The following is a 20,912-nucleotide window of genomic DNA, read 5'->3' as shown; positions in this document are numbered from 1 at the left end:
CAGGGTGGTGGATCTGCCGATGACGTCCGTGCGGTCGACGGTCCAGGGCTGAGGCGTCGTCATGGCATCAACTCGCAGGGTTCGGCGGTATCGGTTTGCGGCCCGTCCCGCACCACTGGTTTGCAACCGTGACGTGGTGCGGGACGGGTGCTCCGACCGGCGTCACGGTCGAGCAGAACTGACCGTAAACCTGACCGGTCAGGTTGACCAGACGCCCGATTGGGTGAGGATGCGACCGGGTGCTGTCGTGCACACTGTGGTCGCGATCAAGGCCAAGGAGAGTCATGAGCAGCGCCGACCAGAGTCCAACTGACTACAAGGGCCGCCTTGCCGACCGGCTCAACGAGTTGCTGGAGGACCGCGGCAAGAAGCGTGCCGACCTTGTCAGGGTGCTTGCGTGCTCGGAATCCAAGGTCGGCAAGATCCTGCGCGGCGAAGTGAGCGTGTCGAGGCTTGAGCTGATCGCCGTGCTCGACGCCCTGGACGTTCACGGCGAAGATCGAGCCGACCTCGAACATCTCGGAGAAGCGGCACGACGGCGCCGGCCAAAGACGCCGTGGGGCGCGGCGATTCCTGACCGGTTGCGGAAATTCTTCAATACCGAGGAAACAGCGCGCGTTGTCGAGTCCTACAGGCCGGATCTCCTGCATGGCCTGGTCCAGACACCTGCGTACGCCCGCGCTGTCCTGCGAACGAATTCGTCGCTGCGGGCGGCCGATGTGGAGCACCTTGTGCAGGCTCGCATGGCACGGCAAGCGCGCTTGAATTCTCCGAACCCGCCTGAGTTCACGCTCGTGATCCTCGATCGCGTGCTACGTAATGACGTCGGCGGCAGTGAGGTGATGGCGGAGCAGCTGCGCTATCTGGCAGAGATTGCAGCTCGACCGCACGTCACCGTTCGGGTGATTCCGGAAGAGGTCGGCCTGACGGACGCCCTGTTCTTCCCGTTTACTGTGCTGACGCCTCCCGGTGCTCGTCCGAAAACTGTTTACGTGGAAACGTTGACCGATGGGCTGTTCGTTGACGAAGAAAGCCGCGTCGCTCACTACGAGCTCGTCTTCGCGCGGGTGCTTGAGGCTGCCCTGTCGGCCGAGGAAACCCTGGCCCGGCTCGATAGTGTCATCTCGCAACCGTGACACCAGCAGAGGGAGGGATCGCATGATCCCGGACAAGAAGGGAGCGGAGGAGCCGCGTTGGCGTAAGTCGAGCTACAGCGGCGGCGAGAGCGGCAACTGCGTCGAGATGCGCCAGACGCGGAACCAGCTCGCTGTGCGGGACTCGAAGAACCCAGACGGCACCGTGCTCAGGTTCAGCACCGAGGCCGGCAGAGCGTTCGTCGCTGCGGCGACGGCCGGCCCGTTCCTCAGGGACTGACCCGCTCAACCACAGAGGCCCCGCCCGATGAGTTCGGGCGGGGCCTCTGCATGTCGTGCTGGGCTGCCTCAGGCAGCAGGGCGTGCTGTCGGCCTGCTCTGCTGCTGGCTCGCGTCTGTGGGGCGATGATGGGGTGCGTGCCCCACAGTCGCCCCACGGACGGTCACACGTTCGAAGCGGATTTCACAAACGCTGCAAGGTCTTCTGACTGCTGAACTCTTGAAGGTTCGTGCACGTACATCATGTGGCCGGCCGGGTAGTAGGCCGACTCGATGTTCGCGGTGAGCTCCTTCGGGATCTGCAGGTGCGCGATCAGGTGCTCGGCGGCGAAGTACGGCGTGGCGCCGTCGTACCAGCCGAACGCCACGTGCACCTTCAGGTGCGGGTTCGAGCGCATCGCGGCCGAGAGCTTGCCCGCCGTGGTGACGTGCCGGCCCTCGAACTCCTTGTAGGACCACTGCTCGATGACCCGCGAGAGCACCTCGTAGGGCAGGTCGCTGGAGTACCCCAGCTCGGCGTGCAGGTAGTGGTTGAGCACCGCCGCGTACGGGCCGAGGATGGCGTCGATGGACGGGTCCGCGGAGATCTCCTCGCGACCGTAGTCCTTGTCCCACCCGGTGAACCGGGCGTCGATGCGGCCGACGGTCTTGCGGTCCTTGCGCAGCAGCTCGGTGAAGAACCGGATGTGCTCGATGCGCAGGTCGACCGCGTCCACGTACTCCTCGGACAGGCCGGTGAGGTGCGCGATCCTGCTGATCGCCGCCGCGCGCTCGTGGTCGGGCAGGCGGTTGCCGCGGGCCAGCGCGTACGGGTAGTCGCGCGAGGCGAACTCCTCGGCCTCGGCGAGCACCTCCTTGAGCGGCCGGTCGCCGTGCAGGCCGTGGTAGTGCGCGATCGCCGCGTACGTCGGCAGGTAGAGCGCGTAGGCCAGGTCGTGGCCCTCGTTGAACTGCAGCGTCGCGAAGTCCAGCACCGACGAGATCAGCATGAGCCCGTTGAGGTACATGCCGTGCTTCTTCTGCAGGTGCTCGGCCAGCCCTGCCGCCCGCAACGTGCCGTACGACTCGCCGCACAGGAACTTCGGCGACATCCACCGCCCGTTGCGCGCGGTCCACAGCCGGATGATCTCCGCGATGGAGTCGATGTCGGGCTGGTAGCCGTGGTAGTCGCCCGGCTTCTGCCCCTCGGCGGCCCGCGAGTAGCCCGTCGACACCGGGTCGATGAACACCAGGTCGCTCTCGGCGAGCAACGTCTCCTCGTTGTCCGCGATGCCGTACGGCGGCGGCGTGAGGTTGCCGACGTCGCCCGACAGCACCCGGCGCGGTCCGAGGAGACCCATGTGCAGCCACACGCTGGCACTGCCGGGACCACCGTTGAACGCGAACGTGACCGGCCGCTTCAACGGGTCGGCGCCGTCCAGCGTGTAGGCGGTCAGGAACACCTCCGCCTTCGGCTTGTGACCCTCGAAGACGCCGTCCTTGAGCACCTCCTCCCTGAGCACGACACGCCCGGTGGTGGCGGTGTAGTTCAGCTCCCGGCCCTTGACGGTGGTGCTGTGCTGGGTGGTGACCAGATCATCGGCAGGAGATACTGGCTTCTCTTCGGTCTTCTCCTCGGACATGGGAGCAACACTACGGAACTCGACGATCGAATAACGTCCTGTCGAGCGTGCCCGCGCCTGGTCGCCTGGCGCGAAACCGCCGCGCGCACCAAACGCGCCGCCTTCCGCGACCAGGTCTACTGGGGCCGCCCGGTCCCCGGCTTCGGCCCGATGGACGCCTCCGTCCTCATCGTCGGCCTGGCCCCCGCGGCCCACGGCGGCAACCGCACGGGCCGCATGTTCACCGGCGACGCGTCCGGCGACTTCCTGTTCCGCGCGCTGTACGAGGTGGGCTTCGCCTCCCAGCCCACCAGCACCTCCCGCGACGACGGCCTGGAGCTCCACGGCCTGCGGATGGCCTCCCCGGTGCGGTGCGCGCCGCCGGAGAACAAGCCGACGACGGAGGAACGCGACCGGTGCCTGCCGTACCTGCGGGAGGAGATGGCGCTGCTGCCGAACCTGCGTTCCGTCGTGGTGCTGGGCGCGTTCGGGTGGAAGGCGTTCCTGCCTCTGGTGGGTGGTTCGCCGGTGAAGTTCGGGCACGGGGTGGAGGTGGAGGCCGGTGGGGTGCGCGTGTTCGGCTGCTACCACGTGTCGCCGCACAACACCTACACCGGGCGGTTGACGCAGGAGATGCTGCAAGGGCTGCTGCTGCGGGCCAAGGAGCACGCGGGGCTGAGCTGACTGGACGTGCGGCGGCGCCGCGCGGTGTTCCCGCACCGGGACCGACCGGCTCGATCCTGCGAACCGGTGGGGAAACGCGCGCGGGCGTGCGACGCTGGCGCGCATGAGGTGGTGGCGGGCCGGTGTGGCCGTCGCGGCGCTGCTGGTCGTGGCCGCCGCGGCGAGCGGGGCGTCGCCGGTGCGGTTCGTGCCGCGCACCGGCTCCTCGCCGCCGCGGCCCGCCGACAACTCGCTGCCGGTGGACCTGCAGGTGCCCGGTGAGCTGCCGGACGTGGTGGCGGTGCCGTTCACGGTGTTCCTGTTCGTGCTGCTGGTGCTCGTCCTGTTCGGACTGGTCGGCCTCGTGCTCGCGGTCGAGCTGCCGCGGTGGCGCCGGCGCGGGGGCACCCGCGGGGTCGAGGTGGGGGACACCGCGCTGCCGCCGGAGCAGGCGCTCGTCCGGCGGGCCGAGAAGGCGTTGCAGGAGTTCACCGGGCACCCGGACCGGCCGCCGCGGGACGCCGTCATCGCTGCCTGGCTGGCGCTCGAAGGAACGCGCACGCGCGAGCCGCACCAGACGCCGACGGAGTTCACGAGGGGCCTGGGCGTCGACGCCGACGTGCTCAGGGGCCTCTACCAACGCGCGCGGTTCGGGCACGAGGACGTCACCGCCCAGCAGGCGCGCGCCGCCAGGGACGAGCTGGACCGCATCATCAGGGAGCTCGCGTGAGGACCGTTCTCGCACTGGGCGCCGGGGTCGTCATCGGCGGCGTGCTGTGGTGGCTGGGCGCCACGCCGCTCTGGGCGACCGCGCTCGCCGTGCCGCCCGCCGCGTTCGCCGTGCTGGTCACCCGGCTGCCCAGGGCCACCGACGTGCTGTGGAGCGCGGGACCGCAGGTGCCGGGCTCGATCAGCACCGCCCACGCCAGCACGCTCGCGAGCAGGCTGGAGGAGGCCGCGGGGGATCAGACCCGGTTCGACGAGCGGTTCCGCGCGCGGTTGCGGCGGCTCGGCGTCGACGCCGACCGCATGCCGGACCCCGCGGACCTCGCGGAACGGCTCAGGAGGGTCGAGTGAGGGTCCGGGAGACCGGCACGCACGGCGTGTGGCTGCCCGAGTCCCTGCCGGCGCTGCGGCGCGTGCGGAGCACCGGGACCGCGGCGGACGAACCACCCGGGAGGGGCGAGTGACGATCGAGCTGGAGGCCGAGGCCGTTCTCGACGAGATCGGCCGGGTCGTGGTCGGGCGGGGGCGCACGGTGCGGCTCGCGCTCGCGGCGGTGCTGGCCGGTGGCCACGTGCTGCTGGAGGACGTGCCGGGGCTGGGCAAGACGCTGATCGCCCGGTCGCTCGCGCAAGCGCTCAGCCTCGACTTCCGGCGCCTGCAGTGCACACCCGACCTGCTGCCCGCCGACGTCACCGGGTCGTTCCTCTACGACCCCGGCACGCGCGAGTTCGAGTTCCGCGAGGGGCCGGTGTTCACCGGGCTGCTGCTGGCCGACGAGATCAACCGCACGCCGCCCAAGACGCAGTCGGCGTTGCTGGAGGCCATGCAGGAGCGGCAGGTCACGGTCGAGGGCCGCACGTTCGCGCTGCCGGCGCCGTTCCACGTGCTGGCCACCTCCAACCCGGTGGAGTACGAGGGCACCTACCCGTTGCCGGAGGCGCAGCTCGACCGGTTCCTGGTGCGGCTCGACATCGGCTACCCGCCGGTCGACGAGGAGGTCGAGGTCCTGCGCAGGCGCATCGCCCGGCAGCGCGAGGACGCCGAGGTGCCGCCGGTGCTGGCCCCCGGCCGGCTCGCCGAGCTGCAGCGGGAGCTTGAATTGTCCACTGTGGACGAAGACGTGCTGCGGTACTGCGTCGACCTGGCCCGCGCGACGCGGCAGCACCCGTCGGTCGAGGTCGGCGCCTCCCCGCGGGGCGCGCAGGGGCTCGTGCTCGTCGCCCGCGCACTGGCCACCCTGGACGGACGCGGCTACGTGCTGCCAGAGGACGTCAAGGAGTGCGCCGTCGCGGTCCTCGCGCACCGGCTCGTGCTGAAGCCGGAGACGTGGACCTCCGGCGTGAGCGGCGTGCAGGTCGTGACCGAGCTGCTCGGCAGGGTGCCGGGACCACCGAGCGCATGAGCAGGGCCGACCGGATCCGCGAGGCGTTCGCCGCCTCCCACGGCGCGCACTGGCACCCCACCGACGCCTACGCGCGGGCGGTGTGGCTGGGCCTCGGGCTGGTGCTGGCCGGGCTGTTCCTGCACGAGGTGGAGCTCGTCCTGTTCGGCACCCCGCTCGTGCTGTCGGTGCTGCTCACGACCAGGCCGAAGGGCACGCCGACGGTGGAGGTCCGGCCCGTCCCGCGCGGTGCGGGCGCAGGGCTCGTGCACACCGTCGCCCACGTCGAGGGCGCCGACGCCGAGATCGCCGTCGTGAAGCTGCCCGGCAAGGTCGTCGCGCTGCCCGCCGAGGTGCCCGACCTGCCCGTCGAGGTCCGCCGCGACGCCTGGGGACCCGGCGTCGACCTGCGGCTCGACCACCTCTTCGCCGGACCGGACGGCCTGCACGTCCACGGCCCGGTCGTCGGCGTCGAGCACGTCCGCACGATCCTGCCGCCGGTCGAGCACCACCCGGCCGGCCCGCTACCGCCGCGCCCGGCCGGCCTGGTCGGCGTCCACCGCTCACCACGCCCCGGCGACTCGACCGAGCTGCGCGACATCCGCGCGTTCCAGCCCGGCGACCGGCTGCGGCGGATCGACTGGCGGGTCACCACCCGCACCGGCGCGCTGCACGTCCGCGAACGGCACGCCGAGGCCGACGCGGAGGTCGTGCTGGCGGTGGACACCAGGACCGACCTCGGCGCCGAGGTCGGCGAGTGGGCGTCGGTCCGCCACGGCGCCACCACCCGCCCGGACGGCAGCCTGGACCGCTCGGTGCGCGGCGCCGCGTCGATGGCCGCCGGGTACCTGCGGCAGGGCGACCGGGTGGCGCTGGTGGACCTGGGCCGGCCGCAGCTCAACGTCCGCTCCGGCGTCGGGCGCCGCCACCTGATGCGCATCCGCACGCAGCTCGTCGTGTGCGCGCAGGCCGCGGGGTGGTCGGCCAAACCCGTGCTGCGCGCTCTCCCGCACGGCTGCGTGGTCGTGCTGCTGTCGCCGTTCATCGACGACGACATCGCCGACCTGGCCGTGCAGACGGCGAAACGCGGTCACCTGGTGCTGGCGGTCGACACGCTGCCCGCGCCGCTCGAACCCGACCGCGAGACCCCGTGGGGCGAGGTGGCGGCGGAGCTGATCGCCGCGGAGCACCGCGTGCGGCTGCGGCGGATGGCGCGGCACGGCGTGAGGGTGACGAGCGGATGCTGATGCGGCTCGCGCTCGTCCTGGCCGCGCTCCCGGTGGCCCTGGTCCTCAACGCCGAAGCGGACTCGATCGTGCCGCTGGTCGTCGTCGCGGGGCTGACCGCGTTGTCGGTGTTCCTGCCGGCGAGCGCGGGACCGGCGTTGCTCATCGGGTACGCGGCGGTCACGATGGCGTTCGGGGACGGGCACCCGCTGCGGCTCGGGGTGCTGGTGATGATCCCGTTGTTGCACCTCGTTCACGTGACGTCCGCGCTCGCGGCGGTCGTTCCGGTGAAAACGAATGTGGAACCCGCCGCGCTGAAAGCACCGGCACGCCGGTTCGCCATTGTTCAGACGATCACATTCGTTGTTGCGGCGTTCACCGCGTTCATCCCATCAGGGACTCGGACCGGGCTCGTGGAACTGCTCGGCCTGGGCTCTCTCACGGTGCTCATCGGGGTCGTCGCACTGAGGATCTGAACCGTTCCTCTCAGCGAGAACCGGTCGAACCGGGCTCCCGGCGCAGGTCAGTGCCGAGGGTGTCCGGCGTCACCCGGCGACGGTAGTCACAACGGCCCCTCCGGACGCGCGAAAAATGGGGTCGTGGTGCAACCATGTGTGTATGGCTGCTGTGAAGTCGCAACCCACGCGAATCGTCATTGTCGGCGGTGGGTACGTCGGGATGTACACGGCTCTCGGACTGCAGAAGAAGCTGCGTTCCGGTGAGGCGTCGGTCACCGTCATCGACCCGCAGCCGCACATGACCTACCAGCCCTTCCTGCCAGAGGCGGCGGCCGGCTCCATCGAGCCGCGCCACGTCGTCGCCCCCCTGCGCAAGGTGCTCAAGCGCTGCCACGTCGTCACGGGCCGCGTCACCAAGATCGAGCACGCGCGCAAGATCGTGACCGCCGAGCTGTCGGACGGCCACGTCGAGGAGATCGAGTACGACGTGCTCGTCTCCGCGTTGGGTGCGATCTCGCGCACGCTCCCGATCCCCGGCCTGGCCGAGGTCGGCATCGGCATGAAGACGATCGGCGAGGCGATCTACGTCCGCAACCACGTGCTGTCGCGCCTGGACCAGGCCGCCAGCACGAACAACGCGGACCTGCGCAAGAAGCTCCTGAGCTTCGTCGTGATCGGTGGTGGCTTCGCGGGCATCGAGACGCTCGCCGAGCTTGAGGACATGACGCGGTATGCGCTCAAGTACTACGAGGGCATCAAGCCCGAAGAGATGAACTGGGTCCTCGTCGAGGCGATGGGCCGGATCATGCCCGAGGTCTCCGCGAAGCTCGGTGCGTGGACGGTCGAGGCGCTGGAGAAGCGCGGTATCAAGATCTACCTCGACACCCGCGTGAAGTCGCTGGAGAACGGGCACGTCGTCCTCGACGACGGCACCGAGTTCGACTCCGACACGATCATCTGGACCGCCGGCATGAAGGCGAACCCGGTGCTGCGCAACACCGACCTGCCGCTCGACGAGCGCGGTCGCGTCCGCTGCACCGCCGCCATGCAGGTGCAGGGCCTCGAAGGCGTGTGGGCCGCCGGTGACTGCTCCGCGGTGCCGGACCTCTCGCGCACCGACGAGGACCCGACGGCGACGTGCGTGCCGAACGCGCAGCACGCCATCCGCCAGTCGAAGCTGCTCTCCAAGAACATCGTCGCGTCGCTGCGCGGCCAGAAGCCGAAGGACTACTTCCACAAGTACCTCGGCTCGGTCGCCGGCCTCGGCCTCTACAAGGGCGTCGCGGACGTGTTCGGCCTGCGCTTCAAGGGCCTGCCGGCGTGGTTCATGCACCGCAGCTACCACGTGGCGTTCATGCCGACCGTGAACCGCAAGCTCCGCGTGCTGATGGACTGGACGCAGGCGCTGTTCTACGGCCGCGAGGTCGTGGCGCTCGGCCAGATCAACGACCCGAAGTCGGACTTCGACCGCGCGGTCCAGAGCTGATCCTGGTTCGGTCCAGTGGGCCGAACGCGTGACCGCCACTCGCTGTGAGTGTGAAGATGCCCCGGACGACACCTCGTCCGGGGCACTCTTATGGCCCAGAGGCGGAACTTGAGCGCCCAATCGGAGTAAAGCGCTGACGCCTGCCTTGACATTGCGTTACGTGAACCTGAGACTACGGCTGGTGCATCACCTGAATGCGTGGTGCGCCCGTGTGGGAAAGAGGTGATCCCGATGTCTCTCGAGGAGCTGGCCGCACAGCTTCGTCGCGGCGAGATCGAGGACCCCGCGTTGGCGCGGTACGCCGCGGAGTACGCACAGGCGGGGAAGAGTTTCAGCAGCAAGAAGGACGATTGAGCAGGTCGGCTGACGGGCGGGTGCCGAGTGCCCCGTCCGAGGCTGCCAGACCACTGCTGCTGCAGGGTCAGGACTACCTCTTCCGCTCTCCTCCCAAGTGCCTGGACTTCCAGGAGCAGGTCCACCGCCTCGGCATGGTCGACGAGGGCGACGGAAACCCCCAGCCGTGCGTGCTGGTCCTGGCGCGCGCCGCCGACATGGAGATGAACGAGCTCTCCATCGCACTGGCCGAGCGCGGCATCCGGATGGCCCGCATCGACGCCGACCGCTGCGTCGACCTCCCGCTGTCGGTCTACACCGACCAGCCCCTCGTCGAGCTCGACCGCTGGCTGCTGCGCCCCCTGCTGGTCTGGCGCCGCCACTTCGAGCTTCTCCGCGGTCCCCGTCGAGCCCGGCACCCTCGCCGGCGCCTACGCGGTCGACCAGTGGGCCTCAGTGGCCAACTGGCTGTCCTCCCGCTCCGACTGGGCCCACGTGAACCCCTCGCGCTTCTCGACGCACCTGGACCGCCTCACGCAGCTTTCCGACGCCGCCGCGTTCGGCCTGCGCGTGCCCCGCACCGCCGTGACGACCCGCCCCGGCCGCACCCGCCCCGGCGGTGGCCGCTGCATCGTCAAGACCGCGGGCCGCCACCTGCTCGAACCCCGCCCCGGCGTCCAGCACGGCCTGTTCCCGCGCCCGCTGGAGACCTCCAGGGCCTCCGACGCCCCCGAACCCGCGCCGGTGATCGTGCAGGAGTACGTCCCCTCCGACACCGAGCTGCGCGTCTTCGTGATCGGCGAACGCTGCATCGCCTACCAGGTCGACAAGCTCGACCCGGCCCAGCTGTGGGTGGACCCGGACGCGGTCCGCGTGACCCCGACCTCGGTCCCCACCTCGCTGTCGGACCGCCTGCTGGCACTGGCCCGCCACTGGCGCGTCCAGGTCGCCGCCTTCGACCTCCTCGTCACCGGCCGCGACCACGTGTTCCTGGAGATCAACGTCAACTGCGACTGGCGCTGGTTCGAACACCGCGCCGGCGACAACTCCGTGTCCGCCGCCGTCCACGACTGGGTCGCGCTGCGCTTCAAGGAGCTGCTCGGAGCGGGGAGGACGCGCTGATGTTCGGGTCCGTTCGATGCTTAGCCGGATGCTCGCTCTAGTCCAATTCACTGGGCCGCTCGGGCGAGAAACGACCATCCGCGCACACAAGCCGACGATCAAGGCCTAGGCTCCCCGTCGCCCCCGTAGCCCAATCGGTAGAGGCAGGTCCCTTAAAAGGATCACAGTACGGGTTCGAATCCCGTCGGGGGCACCATGCGCATCACCCGGTCGACCACGGCGTTGACCAGCGCGACCGTGCCGCAGAGTTGATCTTGTAACCGTCGGTGACACCCATTGGTCGCCGATCTTCCCGGAGCGCTGAGAGTGCTCCCGCCCTCCTGTCGAGACGGCTGAGAGTTCTCGCAGCTCAGACCCCCTCCGTTACAGGATTTGGCAAACCTTTCATCGTCACCTAATCCATTCGGGTGTCAGCGTGCCCACTGGGCTAACGACGACTACGGAGAGGCATATATCCCGGTCACGAGCATGTCCATAGGGGGACGAAGGGGGCCGGGATGCCGAACCCGATCGTGACCGAGAACCAGTTGCCGGGGAGTCCGAAGTCCGAGTGGGACGGCATCAGCGGGGCCGCTGATCCCACCCTGGCGGGCTTCACCACGAAGCTGAGCGTCAACAGGGGCCAGACGATCGACTTCAAGATCCACTCGAACTCCGCGAACTACCGCATCGACATCTACCGGCTCGGTTACTACGGGGGTGCCGGCGCGCGGAAGGTGCACACGATCCAGCGCACCACCTCGTCGGTGCAGCCGGCCGCGTTCAACGACCTCGGCACCGGGTTGTGGGACGCGTCGAACTGGTCGGTCACCGCCTCGTGGGCCGTGCCCGCGACCATGGTGTCCGGTGTGTTCCTCGCGAAGCTGGTGCGGCAGGACGGGGTCGCGGGGGCGAGTCACATCCCGTTCGTCGTGCGCGGCGACGGGACGCAGCGCGACATCGTCTTCCAGACCTCGGACACCACCTGGCAGGCCTACAACGGGTGGGGTGGCGCGAACCTCTACGGCGGCAACGCGGCCACCGGGACGCCGACGGGGCGGGCGTTCAAGGTGAGCTGCAACCGGCCGTTCAGCACGCGGCTCTCGCAGGGCGGTGTGGACGCCGGGCCGCAGGACTTCGTGCTCAGCGCCGAGTACGCGATGATCAGGTGGTTGGAGCGCAACGGGTACGACGTGGCCTACGTGACCGGCCTGGACGTCGGGCCGGGCAACTACGTCCTCACCAACCACCACGTGTACCTCTCGGTCGGGCATGACGAGTACTGGTCGGGGGCGCAGCGTGCGCGCGTCGAGGCGGCCAGGGACGCGGGGGTGCACCTGTGCTTCTTCAGCGGCAACGAGGTCTACTGGCGGGTCCGCTGGGAGCCCGACGTCACCGGCACGCCGAACCGGACCATGGTCTGCTACAAGGAGACCAGGAACGCCGCCAAGATCGACCCGAGTCCGGAGTGGACGGGCACCTGGCGCGACCCGGCGTTCTCACCGCCCTCGAACGGCGGCGTCGCGGAGAACCGGTTGACGGGCACCAGCTTCTCCGTCGACTCGCACCAGGCCGACCGGATCGAGGTGCCGGAGGCGTACGGGAAGCTGCGGTTCTGGCGCAACACCGGCATGGCCGCGCTGACCGCGGGACAGGTCGGGTACGTCGAGGACGGCGTGCTCGGCTACGAGTGGGACGAGTCGCCGGACAACCGGTTCCGGCCGCCGACGCTCGTCAAGCTCTCCCGCACCGACCGGTTCATCGGCGCCAAGTACCTCCTCGACTACGGCACCACGACCGGTGACGGCGACGCCACCCACCACCTCACGCTCTACCGGGCGCCCAGTGGTGCCCTGGTCTTCGGCGCCGGCACGGTGTTCTGGTCGTTCGCACTCGACGCGGTGCACGACTACACCAGCACCGACCCGTCCATGCCCGTGGTGTCCGAGGACCGCGACGCGCAGCAGGCAACCGTGAACCTGTTCGCGGACATGGGGGTGCAGCCGGAGACGTTGCAGGGCAACCTGACGCCCGCCACGGCCTCGACGGACACCACGCCGCCGGTCACGGTGATCACGACGCCCGCGAACGGTGCGACGTTCACACAGCAGGCGCAGGTGATCATCAGCGGCACGGCGAGCGACGTCGGCGGCCGCGTCGCGACCGTCGAGGTGTCCACCGACAACGGCCAGTCCTGGCGGGCCGCCACGGGTACGACGAGCTGGTCGTTCTCCTGGTGGCCGCACCTGCCGGGCACGTACGCGGTCAAGGTGCGGGCCGTCGACGACAGCCTCAACGTCGAGAACGGGCCCACGCGCACGGTGACGGTGACGCCCGCGGCCTCGGTGCGGCTCTTCCAGCCCACCGACGTGCCGTACGGGCTGCACGCGCCCGACGAGAACCCGCTGGAGCACGGCATGCGGTTCTCCGTCAACACGCCCGGTTCCGCCACCGCGCTGCGGTTCTACAAGAACCCGTACAACACCGGTGCGCACACCGCCCGGCTCTACAACGCGGCCGGCACCAAGCTCGCCGAGGTGGGCTCCACCGGTGAGACCGCGAGCGGCTGGCAGCAGGTGAACATCGCCCCGGTCGCGCTGACGCCCGGCGAGACCTACACCGTCAGCGTGCACTCGGCGAAGTTCGAGAACTCCGACCACAACTTCTTCCACGTCCCGCGCACGTGCGGTGCGATCACCGCGCCCGCCGACGCCGGCGTCTTCCGCTACGGCGCGGGCGGCACCATGCCCACCGAGACGTTCCTGAAGTCCAACTACTGGGTCGACGTGGTGTTCGCGCGGGCGGGCGGTGCCGGCAACCTGGCGCCCGTCGCGGTCGGCAACAGCGGCTTCACCACGCCGGTGGGCACCGCGCTCACGATCCCCGCGGCGACGTTGCTGGCCAACGACTCCGACCCCAACGGCTACCCGATCTCGATGGTGTCGGCGGGTTCTGCCACCAACGGCACGGTGAGCTTCGACGCGGGCGCCCAGACCGTCACGTTCACGCCCACCGCCGGTTTCTCCGGGCCCGCGAGCTTCCAGTACACGATCACCAACGGGTTCCTGCAGTCCTCGGCGACGGTGAGCCTGAACGTCGGTGTCGCGATGACCACGCAGTCGCTGTTCACCGGCGCCGACGTGCCCGCCATCCCGAACTCCACCGACAACGGCCCGGTCGAGCTCGGTGTGAAGTTCCAGTGCACGGTGGCGGGGGCGAGCGCGACCGGTGTGAAGTTCTACAAGGGCACGCTGAACACCGGGCCGCACACCGGCCGGTTGTGGAGCGCCACCACCGGCGTGCTGCTCGCGACCGCCACGTTCAGCGGTGAGACGGCGAGCGGCTGGCAGAGCGCGACCTTCCCGTCACCGGTGTTGTTGACGCAGAACCAGTTCTACGTCGTCTCGTACCACACGACGACGAAGTACTCGGTGACCGAGAACGGGTTCACCTCGGCGCGGACGGCGGGGCAGCTCGTCGCACCGTCGAGTGCGAGCGCGGGCGGCAACGGCGTCTTCACCTACGGCCCGGCGGGCAGCTTCCCCTCGTCGTCGTTCGCGGCCGGCAACTACTTCGTCGACGTCATCGCCGCGGTCCCGGTGCAGCCGCCGGCACCGGTCTCGTTGTTCAGCGGCTCCGACGTGCCCGCGATCGTGAACTCCGGCGACGTCGGCCCGCTGGAGCTGGGCGTCAAGTTCCGCACGTCCTCGGCGAACGCCACGGCGACGGGCATCAAGTTCTACAAGGGTTCCCTGAACACGGGCACGCACGTCGCGCACCTGTGGAACGCCGCCACGCAGCAGCTGCTCGCCACGGCGACGTTCACCGGCGAGTCGGCGAGCGGCTGGCAGACGGTGACCTTCGCGAACCCGGTGCCGTTGACGGCCAACACCACCTACATCGCCGCGTACCACACGACAACGCGCTACTCGGTGACGAACGGCTACTTCGCCAACGCCAGGGTGGTCGGCTCGTTGACCGCGCCGTCGAGTGCGAGCGCGGGCGGCAACGGGGTGTTCGTCTACGGCCCGGCCGGGTCGTTCCCCGCGTCCAGCTTCGACTCCACGAACTACTGGGTGGACGTGGTCGTGCAGGCCGGCTGAGCAGGGCTACCAGGTGGGGCGTGCGGTCACCCCGCCGTCGACGACCAGGTCGTGGCCGGTGATCCACGCCGCCAGGTCGGAGGCGAGGAACACGCACGCGTTCCCCACGTCCTCGGGCGTGCCGAGGCGGTGCAACGGGGCGGCGTCGTGCCAGCGCGCGACGCCCTCCGGCCACTGCTCCTCGATGCCGGGGCGGCTGATCAGGCCGGGGGACACGGTGTTCACCCGCAGCCGCGGCCCGTACTCCTGGGCCGCGGCCCGCGCGTGCACGACCAGCGCGGCCTTGGAGGCGCTGTAGTGGGCGTGGCCCGCGGCCGGGTGGGTGCCCTCGATCGACGCGATGTGCGTGATCGACCCGCCCTGCGGCAGGACCTCTGCGGCCGCCTGGGTGACGGCGAACGGCCCGGTCAGGTTGATGTCCACAACGGACTGCCAGGACTCGGTGCTCATGCCCGGCAACGGTTCCACGGGCTGCACACCGGCGTTGTTCACCACCGCGTCGAGCCTGCCGTGCAGTGCGAAGGCCTCCTCGACCACGCGCCGCGCCGCGAACCGCAGGTCGCCGTCGGCACGGCCGCGGTGCGGCACGACGACGGCGCCGGCCGCGGTGAACCGGCGTGCGATGCCGGCCCCGATCGTGCCGCCCGCACCGGTGACCAGGACGACCCGGCCGCTGAGGTCGATCACGAGACGATGCCCTCCAACCGGTCGCGCAACCAGTCGACGATCTCACCACGGCCGGCCACGAAGCCCGCCGCCCCCAGCGCGTCGCCGCCGACGTGGTGGAACACGCCGCCGGCCGCCCGCACCAGCACCGCGCCGGCCGCCACGTCCCACGGGTGGATGCCCAGGTTCGCCGCCGCGTCCGCCCGCCCGGCCGCGACCCAGGCCAGCGACAGCGCCGTCACGTAGACCCGCCGCACGTCCGCGACGGCGAGCAGGTCGGCCAGCAGCTCCACCTCGCCGCTGTAGGGGCTGCCGGGCAACGGGACGTCGGTCAGCACCACCGGCCGCGGGCTCGGTCCCGGCGGGACCACCAGCCCGGCCGACCGCACCGCGAACGGCACGCCCTCGGCCGCGGTGAACAGCTCGTCGCGGAACGGGTCCAGCACGCACCCCGCCACCAGCCGCCCGTCCACCGCCGCCGCCACCGACAGGCACGCGAGGGGCAGCCCGCGGACGAAGTTGCGGGTGCCGTCGATCGGGTCGACGTACCAGGTGATCCGAGCCTGCTCCGCGCCCAGCTCCTCGCCGACGACGGCGGAACCGGGCACGTCGAGCGCACGCCGCAGGAACGCCTCGACCGCCAGGTCGGCACTGCTGACCTGGTCGAACGCGCCCTTCGCGGCAACGTCCACCGGCAGCTCGCGCAGCAGCTTCGCGGCGTCCACGCAGGCCTGCGCGGCGAGGTCGAGGAGTTCGCCAGGAGTCACGCCCCCATTGTGATCGGTCACAAACCCGACCGGCCGACTCTGGGCAACGTCCCACCCGCGCACGTGACCGGAACCACCACGATGAGCTGACCTGACGACGACGTTGGAGGTTCGGGATGCGGATCGTGGCCGGGTTGGCTCTGGTGGCGGGTTTGGTCGCCGGAACAACCACCGCCCAGGCGGACACCGTGGAGTACGTGGCACTGGGCGACTCGGCGGCGGCCGGTCCGCTGGTCCCGGCCCAGGACCCGGCGCTGTGGTGCCTGCGGTCGGCCCGCGACTACCCGCGGGTGGCGGCGGAGCTGCTCGGCGCGCGGCTGACCGACGTCACCTGCTCCGGTGCGAAGACCGACGACTTCACGGGCCGCCAGTTCGGGTTCGTGGCACCGCAGTTCGCCGCGCTCAAGCCGTCCACCGACCTGGTGTCGCTGACGGTCGGCGCCAACGACGTCGGCCTGTTCCAGACGGCGTTGAGCTGCATCAACCTGCTGCCCCAGCCGATCGGGGTCTCCTGCAAGGACCGCTACACCTCCGGTGGGACGGACCGGCTGGCCGCGGCCGTGGACGCGTGGGGGCCGGAGCTCGGCGCCGCGCTCGACGAGGTCAAGCGCCGGTCACCGCGGGCGAAGGTGCTGGTCACCGGCTACGGCACGTACATCAGGCCGGGCGGCTGCTACCCGGTGCAGCCGGTGTGGAGCCGGGACGCCGACTACCTCCAGGGCGTGCTCAACCGGGTCAGCGCCACCGCGCGGGCCGAGGCCCAGAAGCGCGGCGCGACGTACGTGGACTTCGCCGCCGTGACCGTGGGCCACGACATCTGCGCCGCACCCGCAGACCGCTACCTGGAGGGGCTGGTGCCGACGACCGCCGCCGCGCCGCTGCACCCCAACGCCGCCGGCATGGCCGCGTTCGGCGCTACGGTCGCGCGCGCCGCGCGGCCAGGGCAGCCGCCAGCAGCGTGACGTGCTCGATCCGCGTCGGGTCGAGGCCGGTGAGCTCCGCGACCCTGCGCAGCCGGTAGTCCACGGTGTTCGGGTGGACGTGCAGCTCGGTGGCGGCCGGCCGGCGCGACCCGCGGCGCAGGTAGACCTCCAGCGTCTGCACGAGCTCGTCGGACAACGGCGCCACGACCGCGGCCAGCGGTTCCAGCGCCGCGCTCGGCCGGGACAGCTGGTACTCCAGCAGCACGTCGGCCAGCCGGTACAGGCCGGGACCCGAGCGCACGGCGACGGCGAGCACCTCGCGGGCGAGCCCGGCGGCGGCCGCGACCCCGGACGGCGGGGCCGCGACCGCCGCCACCGTCAACGACACCCCGGCGGCCCGTGCCGCGTCCGCCACGACCCGGTCGGCCCGGTCGTCCTCACCCGGCAGCAGCACGATCCCGCCGTCGGGGGTGAGCGCCGACAGGACCGGTTCGCGGCTGTGCCGTTCCAGCTCGGTGCGCAGCCGCCGCAGCTTGCGCCGCCCGGCCACGGCCGCGTCCACCCCGTCGGTCAGCTCGTCCGGGTGCGGCGGCACGTGCAGCGCCAGCACCACCACGGGCCCGTCCGCGACCCGCGTGCCGTCGAGCAGCCCGGTCAGCTGCGTGTGCCGCGCCGACCGCTCGTCGTCGAACATCGTCTGCCGCTCGTCGAGGTACCCGGCGCTCACCACCGGCGTCACGAGCTGCAGGTACCGCATGGCCAGCGCGTTGAGCGCCAGCACCTCGCCGACCTCCTCCGGCCGCGCCTCGGGCACCAGCACGTCCCACACCACCTGGATGCCCACGTGGTACGCCGTGAGCACGACGTCGACCGGCACGCCCTCCTCCGCACGCCGGGCCGCCGACTCGCGCAGGAACCGCAGCTCGTCGGCCGTCGGCAGCTCCCGGCTGCGCAGCACCCGCGCGAACGCCCGCAGCGTCCCCTCGATCACGCGGGCGATGTCACCGGAGAGCTCCTCGGCGGGCAGCTGCCGGTAGCCGGGCACCCGGTCGGTGATCTCCGCGAGCACGAGCCGCACGAACGACGGCAGCTCCGCGACGATCCGCTCGGCCAGCGGACGACCACCGATCACGAAGGACATCCGCCCATTCTGGCCCGTTCGGGGTCCGGGGCACCTCAGAGTCCGGGCACCTCAGAGTTCGAGCACCGTGCCGTCCGGCGGGAGCTCCACGCCCGCCGCGCGCACCTGTGCCGCCTCCGGCGAGTCCGGGTCCAGCACCGGGTTGGTGTTGTTGAGGTGCGTGTAGATCCGCCGCACGGCCGGGAACCGCCGCAACCGCGGCAGGCTCGCCGTGATCGGCAGGTGGCCCATCGCGGCCTGCCCGGACCCGCTGCCCGTCGCCGTGCCCATCTCGGAGGCCGCGTGGAACGTGCCGTCGAGCACCAGGCAGTCCGCCCCGGCCACCACGTCGTCGAACCCGTCCGGCCAGTGCGCGAGGCACGGCGCGTAGACCAGCACACCACCGGTGACCGGGTCGGCGAACCGGTAGGCGACCACCCAATCGCCCTCCACGGTGGACGACCGCGCGTACTTCGGGCGCTTGCCGCTGATCGGGACCGCCGTCACCCGCAGGCCGTCGAGCTCGACCTCGGCGGTGGTGACCTCGCGCCAGTCCACGGGTGCGTACCCGTCGACCACCGAGCGCAGGTCGAACCGGTCGCGCAACGCGTGCAGCACCGGGCCCGGCGCCCACACCGCCAGGCCCGTGCCGCCGCGCAACGTCAGCAGGCCGAGCGCGTGGTCGAGCTCTGCGTCGGTGAGCAGGGCGCCGCGCACCGGGGTCTCGCGCGGGCCGGGACCGGGGTTCAGCAGCGCGCAGGCGACGAGCTGCGTGCGGATGTCCGGCGAGGCGTTGACCAGCCACCAGCGCGTGCCGTCGGCGCTGACCGCCAGGCAGTCCTGCGACCGGGCGGGCAGCTCACCGGACCGGGCGCGGACGCACAGCGCGCAGGCGCAGTTCCACTGCGGGAACCCGCCGCCGGCCGCGGTGCCGAGCAGGACCGCCTTCACGGCATCCTCCGCATGGCCACGGCCGGTTCGACCGCCGGTGCCACCTCGGTCGCCAGAATCAGGTCCACAGTGGACCGATTCGGCGACAGCGAGCACACCGGGTCGGTGGCGGCGGCGTCACCGGTGAGCTGGAACGCCTGGCACCGGCAGCCGCCGAAGTCGACCTCCTTGCGCGGGCACGACCGGCACGGGTCCCGCATCCAGTCGAAGCCGCGGAAGGCGGTGAACGACGGCGAGTCGTGCCAGATGTCGTGCAACGACGAGTCGCGCACGTTCTCGACCGGCAGCGTCGGGATCACGGTGGCGGCGGGGCAGGGGAGCACCGAGCCGTCGGGCGCCACGGTCAGCTGCCGCGCACCCCACCCGTACATGCACGGCTTCGGGTGCGCCTCGTGGTAGTCGGCGATGACGTAGACGATCTCCATCACCCCGCGCAGCCGTTCCTGCGCCGCGGCGACGACCGGGCCGGCCGCCGCCAGCTGGTCGCGCGTGGGCAGCAACGCCGCCCGGTTGCGCAGCGCCCAGCCGTAGTACTGGGTGTTGGCGAGCTCCAGCCGTTCCGCGCCCAGCCGCTCGGCCAGCGCGATGATCCCGGCGACGTTGTCGAGGTTCTGCCGGTGCAGCACGGTGTTCACGGTCAGCGGCAGGCCTTCGGCGCGGATGAGGGCCGCTGCCTCGACCTTCCGGTCGAACGCCTTGATGCCCGCGATCCGGTCGTTGCCTGCCTTGGTCGCGTCCTGCAAGGAGAGCTGCACGTGGTCGACGCCGCGCCCGGCCAGGTCGTGCAGCCGGTCGCGGGACAGGCCCACACCGGACGTGACGAGGTTGACGTAGCAGCCGAGGCTGTTCGCGTGCGCCACCAGCTCCGGGAGGTCCGGTCGCAGCAGCGGTTCCCCGCCGGACAGGTGGACCTGCAACACGCCCAGCGAGCGGGCCTGGTCGAAGACGCGCAGCCAGTCCTCGGTGGGCAGCTCGGCGCCCCTGCGCACCAGCTCCACCGGGTTCGAGCAGTACCCGCACTGCAGCGGGCAGCGGTGCGTGAGCTCGGCGAGCAGGCCGAACGGTGCCTCAGCCATCGACGTCGACCACCCTCCGGTCCACCAGCCGCGCCACCAGCTCCGCCACGTCCGCCGGCTCGACGCCGGCGTACTCGTCGCCCAGCGCCAGCGCGATGTCCCCCACCGACCGGACGCCGTCGCACAGCGCCACGACGGAGGCCGCGGTCTCGTTGAGCACCAGCACGCCCTCGGGGAACAGCACGACGTGCGCGGAGCGGATCTGGTCGTAGCCGCGCTTCACCCCGCGCCGGATGCGCGGCACGGCGCCGAGCGCTAGCACGGCCTGCCCCTGCCCGAGTAGTAGTCGACGGCGTCCAGCACGGCCCGCAGCACGTCGCACTTGAACGCCAGCGCCGCCACGGCCGCCAGCTGCTGTTCGCGGGTGCGGGCGTGCTCGACCACGACGTCCACAGTGGCCTGTCCCTCGCCGGCGACCGCCCGGATGCGGTCGGTGAAGTAGGCGAACCCCTCCTCGGCGATCCACGGGTACCGCTCCCGCAACGCCGCGAGTCGCTTGCGCATCAACGCACCCGAGAACATCTCGGTCAGCCCGGAGGCGACCCCCTCGACCCACGGCCTGGTGCGCGCGAAGTTCACGTAGGCGTCGACGGCGAACCGGACGCCGGGCAGCACGTGCCGTTCGTCGAGCACCTCGTCCCTGGTCAGCCCGACCGCCTCGGCGAGCAGCAGCCAGTTCTCTGCGCCGCCCTCGCCGGGTCCCGTGCCGTCGTGCCACACGATCCGCTCGCGCCACTGGCGGCGGACCTCCGGCACCGGGCAGTTCGACAGGATCGCGGCGTCCTTCTGCGCGATGCAGCGCTGGTAGTACCAGCGGTTCGCGGCCCACGCCTGCAGCTCGTGCTTGCTCAGGCCGCCCTCGTGCATGCGCAGGTGGAACGGGTGGCTGTCCCAGTACCGCGGGGCCAGCGCGCGGAGCTCCGCAACGAACTCCTGGGCGGACACGGCTTTCATCAGC

At 71.1% G+C, this 20,912-nt stretch carries 21 protein-coding genes and 1 tRNA gene; 14 read left to right on the top strand and 8 right to left on the bottom strand.

The window, feature by feature from the left end:
• Positions 1 to 284 precede the first annotated feature (284 nt).
• A complete protein-coding gene (locus tag ACVDFE_RS02000) occupies positions 285 to 1,136 on the top strand; it encodes a helix-turn-helix domain-containing protein (RefSeq protein WP_458429370.1) in 852 nt (283 codons plus the stop codon).
• A 22-nt stretch (positions 1,137 to 1,158) separates the two neighbouring features.
• Positions 1,159 to 1,374 carry a DUF397 domain-containing protein gene (locus tag ACVDFE_RS01995; RefSeq protein ID WP_458429369.1) on the top strand — a complete coding sequence of 72 codons (216 nt, stop codon included), beginning with the start codon at positions 1,159 to 1,161 and terminating at the stop codon, positions 1,372 to 1,374.
• A 163-nt stretch (positions 1,375 to 1,537) separates the two neighbouring features.
• Here ACVDFE_RS01995 and ACVDFE_RS01990 read toward each other — a convergent pair whose 3' ends face one another.
• A complete protein-coding gene (locus tag ACVDFE_RS01990) occupies positions 1,538 to 2,995 on the bottom strand; it encodes a S10 family peptidase (protein ID WP_458429368.1) in 1,458 nt (485 codons plus the stop codon).
• Between ACVDFE_RS01990 and ACVDFE_RS01985 the strand changes: the two genes are divergently transcribed.
• The 11 genes from ACVDFE_RS01985 (at position 2,951) to ACVDFE_RS01935 (ending at position 14,451) form a co-directional block, all read left to right on the top strand.
• Positions 2,951 to 3,658 (top strand): uracil-DNA glycosylase, encoded by a 708-nt coding sequence (locus ACVDFE_RS01985; RefSeq protein WP_458434249.1) that lies wholly within the window; start codon positions 2,951 to 2,953, stop codon positions 3,656 to 3,658. The genes ACVDFE_RS01990 and ACVDFE_RS01985 overlap by 45 nt on opposite strands.
• A 103-nt stretch (positions 3,659 to 3,761) precedes the next feature.
• The gene (locus ACVDFE_RS01980; RefSeq protein WP_458429367.1) at positions 3,762 to 4,367 is read left to right on the top strand and encodes a DUF4129 domain-containing protein; all 606 of its coding nucleotides are present in this window, start codon (positions 3,762 to 3,764) and stop codon (positions 4,365 to 4,367) included.
• The gene (locus ACVDFE_RS01975) at positions 4,364 to 4,714 is read left to right on the top strand and encodes a hypothetical protein (RefSeq protein ID WP_360385934.1); all 351 of its coding nucleotides are present in this window, start codon (positions 4,364 to 4,366) and stop codon (positions 4,712 to 4,714) included. The genes ACVDFE_RS01980 and ACVDFE_RS01975 overlap by 4 nt, the downstream gene beginning before the upstream one ends.
• Positions 4,715 to 4,823: 109 nt before the next feature.
• A complete protein-coding gene (locus ACVDFE_RS01970) occupies positions 4,824 to 5,765 on the top strand; it encodes an AAA family ATPase (protein WP_360385936.1) in 942 nt (313 codons plus the stop codon).
• Positions 5,762 to 6,991 (top strand): DUF58 domain-containing protein, encoded by a 1,230-nt coding sequence (locus ACVDFE_RS01965; RefSeq protein WP_458429366.1) that lies wholly within the window; start codon positions 5,762 to 5,764, stop codon positions 6,989 to 6,991. The genes ACVDFE_RS01970 and ACVDFE_RS01965 overlap by 4 nt, the downstream gene beginning before the upstream one ends.
• The gene (locus tag ACVDFE_RS01960; RefSeq protein ID WP_458429365.1) at positions 6,985 to 7,446 is read left to right on the top strand and encodes a hypothetical protein; all 462 of its coding nucleotides are present in this window, start codon (positions 6,985 to 6,987) and stop codon (positions 7,444 to 7,446) included. The genes ACVDFE_RS01965 and ACVDFE_RS01960 overlap by 7 nt, the downstream gene beginning before the upstream one ends.
• 142 nt (positions 7,447 to 7,588) lie before the next feature.
• Positions 7,589 to 8,914, top strand: coding sequence for an NAD(P)/FAD-dependent oxidoreductase (locus ACVDFE_RS01955; protein ID WP_360385942.1), 1,326 nt, complete (start codon positions 7,589 to 7,591; stop codon positions 8,912 to 8,914).
• A 231-nt stretch (positions 8,915 to 9,145) separates the two neighbouring features.
• Entirely contained in the window at positions 9,146 to 9,268 is a 123-nt protein-coding gene (locus tag ACVDFE_RS01950) for a hypothetical protein (RefSeq protein WP_360385944.1), read from the top strand.
• 435 nt (positions 9,269 to 9,703) lie between these two features.
• Positions 9,704 to 10,369 carry an ATP-grasp domain-containing protein gene (locus ACVDFE_RS01945; protein WP_458429364.1) on the top strand — a complete coding sequence of 222 codons (666 nt, stop codon included), beginning with the start codon at positions 9,704 to 9,706 and terminating at the stop codon, positions 10,367 to 10,369.
• Positions 10,370 to 10,488: 119 nt separating this feature from the next.
• Positions 10,489 to 10,565, top strand: a tRNA-Leu gene (locus ACVDFE_RS01940).
• A gap of 301 nt (positions 10,566 to 10,866) precedes the next feature.
• Entirely contained in the window at positions 10,867 to 14,451 is a 3,585-nt protein-coding gene (locus tag ACVDFE_RS01935) for a DUF4082 domain-containing protein (protein ID WP_458429363.1), read from the top strand.
• Between the two features lie 6 nt (positions 14,452 to 14,457).
• On the opposite strand, the gene ACVDFE_RS01930 is transcribed toward ACVDFE_RS01935, so the two are convergent.
• Both ACVDFE_RS01930 and ACVDFE_RS01925 read right to left on the bottom strand, forming a co-directional pair.
• Positions 14,458 to 15,138, bottom strand: coding sequence for an SDR family NAD(P)-dependent oxidoreductase (locus ACVDFE_RS01930; RefSeq protein ID WP_360385950.1), 681 nt, complete (start codon positions 15,136 to 15,138; stop codon positions 14,458 to 14,460).
• Complete coding sequence (locus tag ACVDFE_RS01925) at positions 15,135 to 15,884, bottom strand: inositol monophosphatase family protein (protein ID WP_458429362.1); 750 nt, start codon at positions 15,882 to 15,884, stop codon at positions 15,135 to 15,137. The genes ACVDFE_RS01930 and ACVDFE_RS01925 overlap by 4 nt, the downstream gene beginning before the upstream one ends.
• 116 nt (positions 15,885 to 16,000) lie before the next feature.
• On the opposite strand from ACVDFE_RS01925, the gene ACVDFE_RS01920 reads away from it, so the two are divergent.
• The gene (locus tag ACVDFE_RS01920; protein ID WP_458429361.1) at positions 16,001 to 16,846 is read left to right on the top strand and encodes an SGNH/GDSL hydrolase family protein; all 846 of its coding nucleotides are present in this window, start codon (positions 16,001 to 16,003) and stop codon (positions 16,844 to 16,846) included.
• Here ACVDFE_RS01920 and ACVDFE_RS01915 read toward each other — a convergent pair.
• The 5 genes from ACVDFE_RS01915 to pqqC are packed head-to-tail and all read right to left on the bottom strand — an operon-like array spanning position 16,800 to position 20,908.
• Complete coding sequence (locus tag ACVDFE_RS01915) at positions 16,800 to 17,948, bottom strand: PucR family transcriptional regulator (RefSeq protein WP_458429360.1); 1,149 nt, start codon at positions 17,946 to 17,948, stop codon at positions 16,800 to 16,802. The genes ACVDFE_RS01920 and ACVDFE_RS01915 overlap by 47 nt on opposite strands.
• Before the next feature lie 51 nt (positions 17,949 to 17,999).
• Positions 18,000 to 18,878, bottom strand: coding sequence for a pyrroloquinoline quinone biosynthesis protein PqqB (pqqB, locus tag ACVDFE_RS01910; RefSeq protein WP_458429359.1), 879 nt, complete (start codon positions 18,876 to 18,878; stop codon positions 18,000 to 18,002).
• Positions 18,875 to 19,954, bottom strand: a complete 1,080-nt coding sequence (gene pqqE, locus ACVDFE_RS01905; protein WP_458429358.1) for a pyrroloquinoline quinone biosynthesis protein PqqE — start codon at positions 19,952 to 19,954, stop codon at positions 18,875 to 18,877. Before pqqE ends, pqqB begins: the two co-directional genes overlap by 4 nt.
• Positions 19,947 to 20,216, bottom strand: coding sequence for a pyrroloquinoline quinone biosynthesis peptide chaperone PqqD (pqqD, locus tag ACVDFE_RS01900; protein WP_360385962.1), 270 nt, complete (start codon positions 20,214 to 20,216; stop codon positions 19,947 to 19,949). Before pqqD ends, pqqE begins: the two co-directional genes overlap by 8 nt.
• Positions 20,210 to 20,908 carry a pyrroloquinoline-quinone synthase PqqC gene (gene pqqC, locus ACVDFE_RS01895; protein ID WP_458429357.1) on the bottom strand — a complete coding sequence of 233 codons (699 nt, stop codon included), beginning with the start codon at positions 20,906 to 20,908 and terminating at the stop codon, positions 20,210 to 20,212. Before pqqC ends, pqqD begins: the two co-directional genes overlap by 7 nt.
• Positions 20,909 to 20,912: the final 4 nt, after the last annotated feature.

The organism is Lentzea chajnantorensis, from assembly GCF_054300775.1.
Note: the sequence above shows the minus strand (reverse complement) of the source record. Positions and strands in the feature narration are given on the sequence as shown.

What these genes read in the sequence shown, in the direction of transcription:
- ACVDFE_RS01995 (WP_458429369.1), top strand. Translation starts at nt 1,159, where the DNA reads ATGATCCCGGACAAGAAGGGAGCGGAGGAGCCGCGTTGGCGTAAGTCG.
- pqqE (WP_458429358.1), bottom strand. Translation starts at nt 19,954, where the DNA reads ATGGCTGAGGCACCGTTCGGCCTGCTCGCCGAGCTCACGCACCGCTGC.
- ACVDFE_RS01980 (WP_458429367.1), top strand. Translation starts at nt 3,762, where the DNA reads ATGAGGTGGTGGCGGGCCGGTGTGGCCGTCGCGGCGCTGCTGGTCGTG.
- ACVDFE_RS01960 (WP_458429365.1), top strand. Translation starts at nt 6,985, where the DNA reads ATGCTGATGCGGCTCGCGCTCGTCCTGGCCGCGCTCCCGGTGGCCCTG.
- ACVDFE_RS01950 (WP_360385944.1), top strand. Translation starts at nt 9,146, where the DNA reads ATGTCTCTCGAGGAGCTGGCCGCACAGCTTCGTCGCGGCGAGATCGAG.
- ACVDFE_RS01955 (WP_360385942.1), top strand. Translation starts at nt 7,589, where the DNA reads ATGGCTGCTGTGAAGTCGCAACCCACGCGAATCGTCATTGTCGGCGGT.
- ACVDFE_RS01965 (WP_458429366.1), top strand. Translation starts at nt 5,762, where the DNA reads ATGAGCAGGGCCGACCGGATCCGCGAGGCGTTCGCCGCCTCCCACGGC.
- ACVDFE_RS01935 (WP_458429363.1), top strand. Translation starts at nt 10,867, where the DNA reads ATGCCGAACCCGATCGTGACCGAGAACCAGTTGCCGGGGAGTCCGAAG.
- ACVDFE_RS01920 (WP_458429361.1), top strand. Translation starts at nt 16,001, where the DNA reads ATGCGGATCGTGGCCGGGTTGGCTCTGGTGGCGGGTTTGGTCGCCGGA.
- ACVDFE_RS01915 (WP_458429360.1), bottom strand. Translation starts at nt 17,948, where the DNA reads ATGTCCTTCGTGATCGGTGGTCGTCCGCTGGCCGAGCGGATCGTCGCG.
- ACVDFE_RS01990 (WP_458429368.1), bottom strand. Translation starts at nt 2,995, where the DNA reads ATGTCCGAGGAGAAGACCGAAGAGAAGCCAGTATCTCCTGCCGATGAT.
- ACVDFE_RS02000 (WP_458429370.1), top strand. Translation starts at nt 285, where the DNA reads ATGAGCAGCGCCGACCAGAGTCCAACTGACTACAAGGGCCGCCTTGCC.
- pqqC (WP_458429357.1), bottom strand. Translation starts at nt 20,908, where the DNA reads ATGAAAGCCGTGTCCGCCCAGGAGTTCGTTGCGGAGCTCCGCGCGCTG.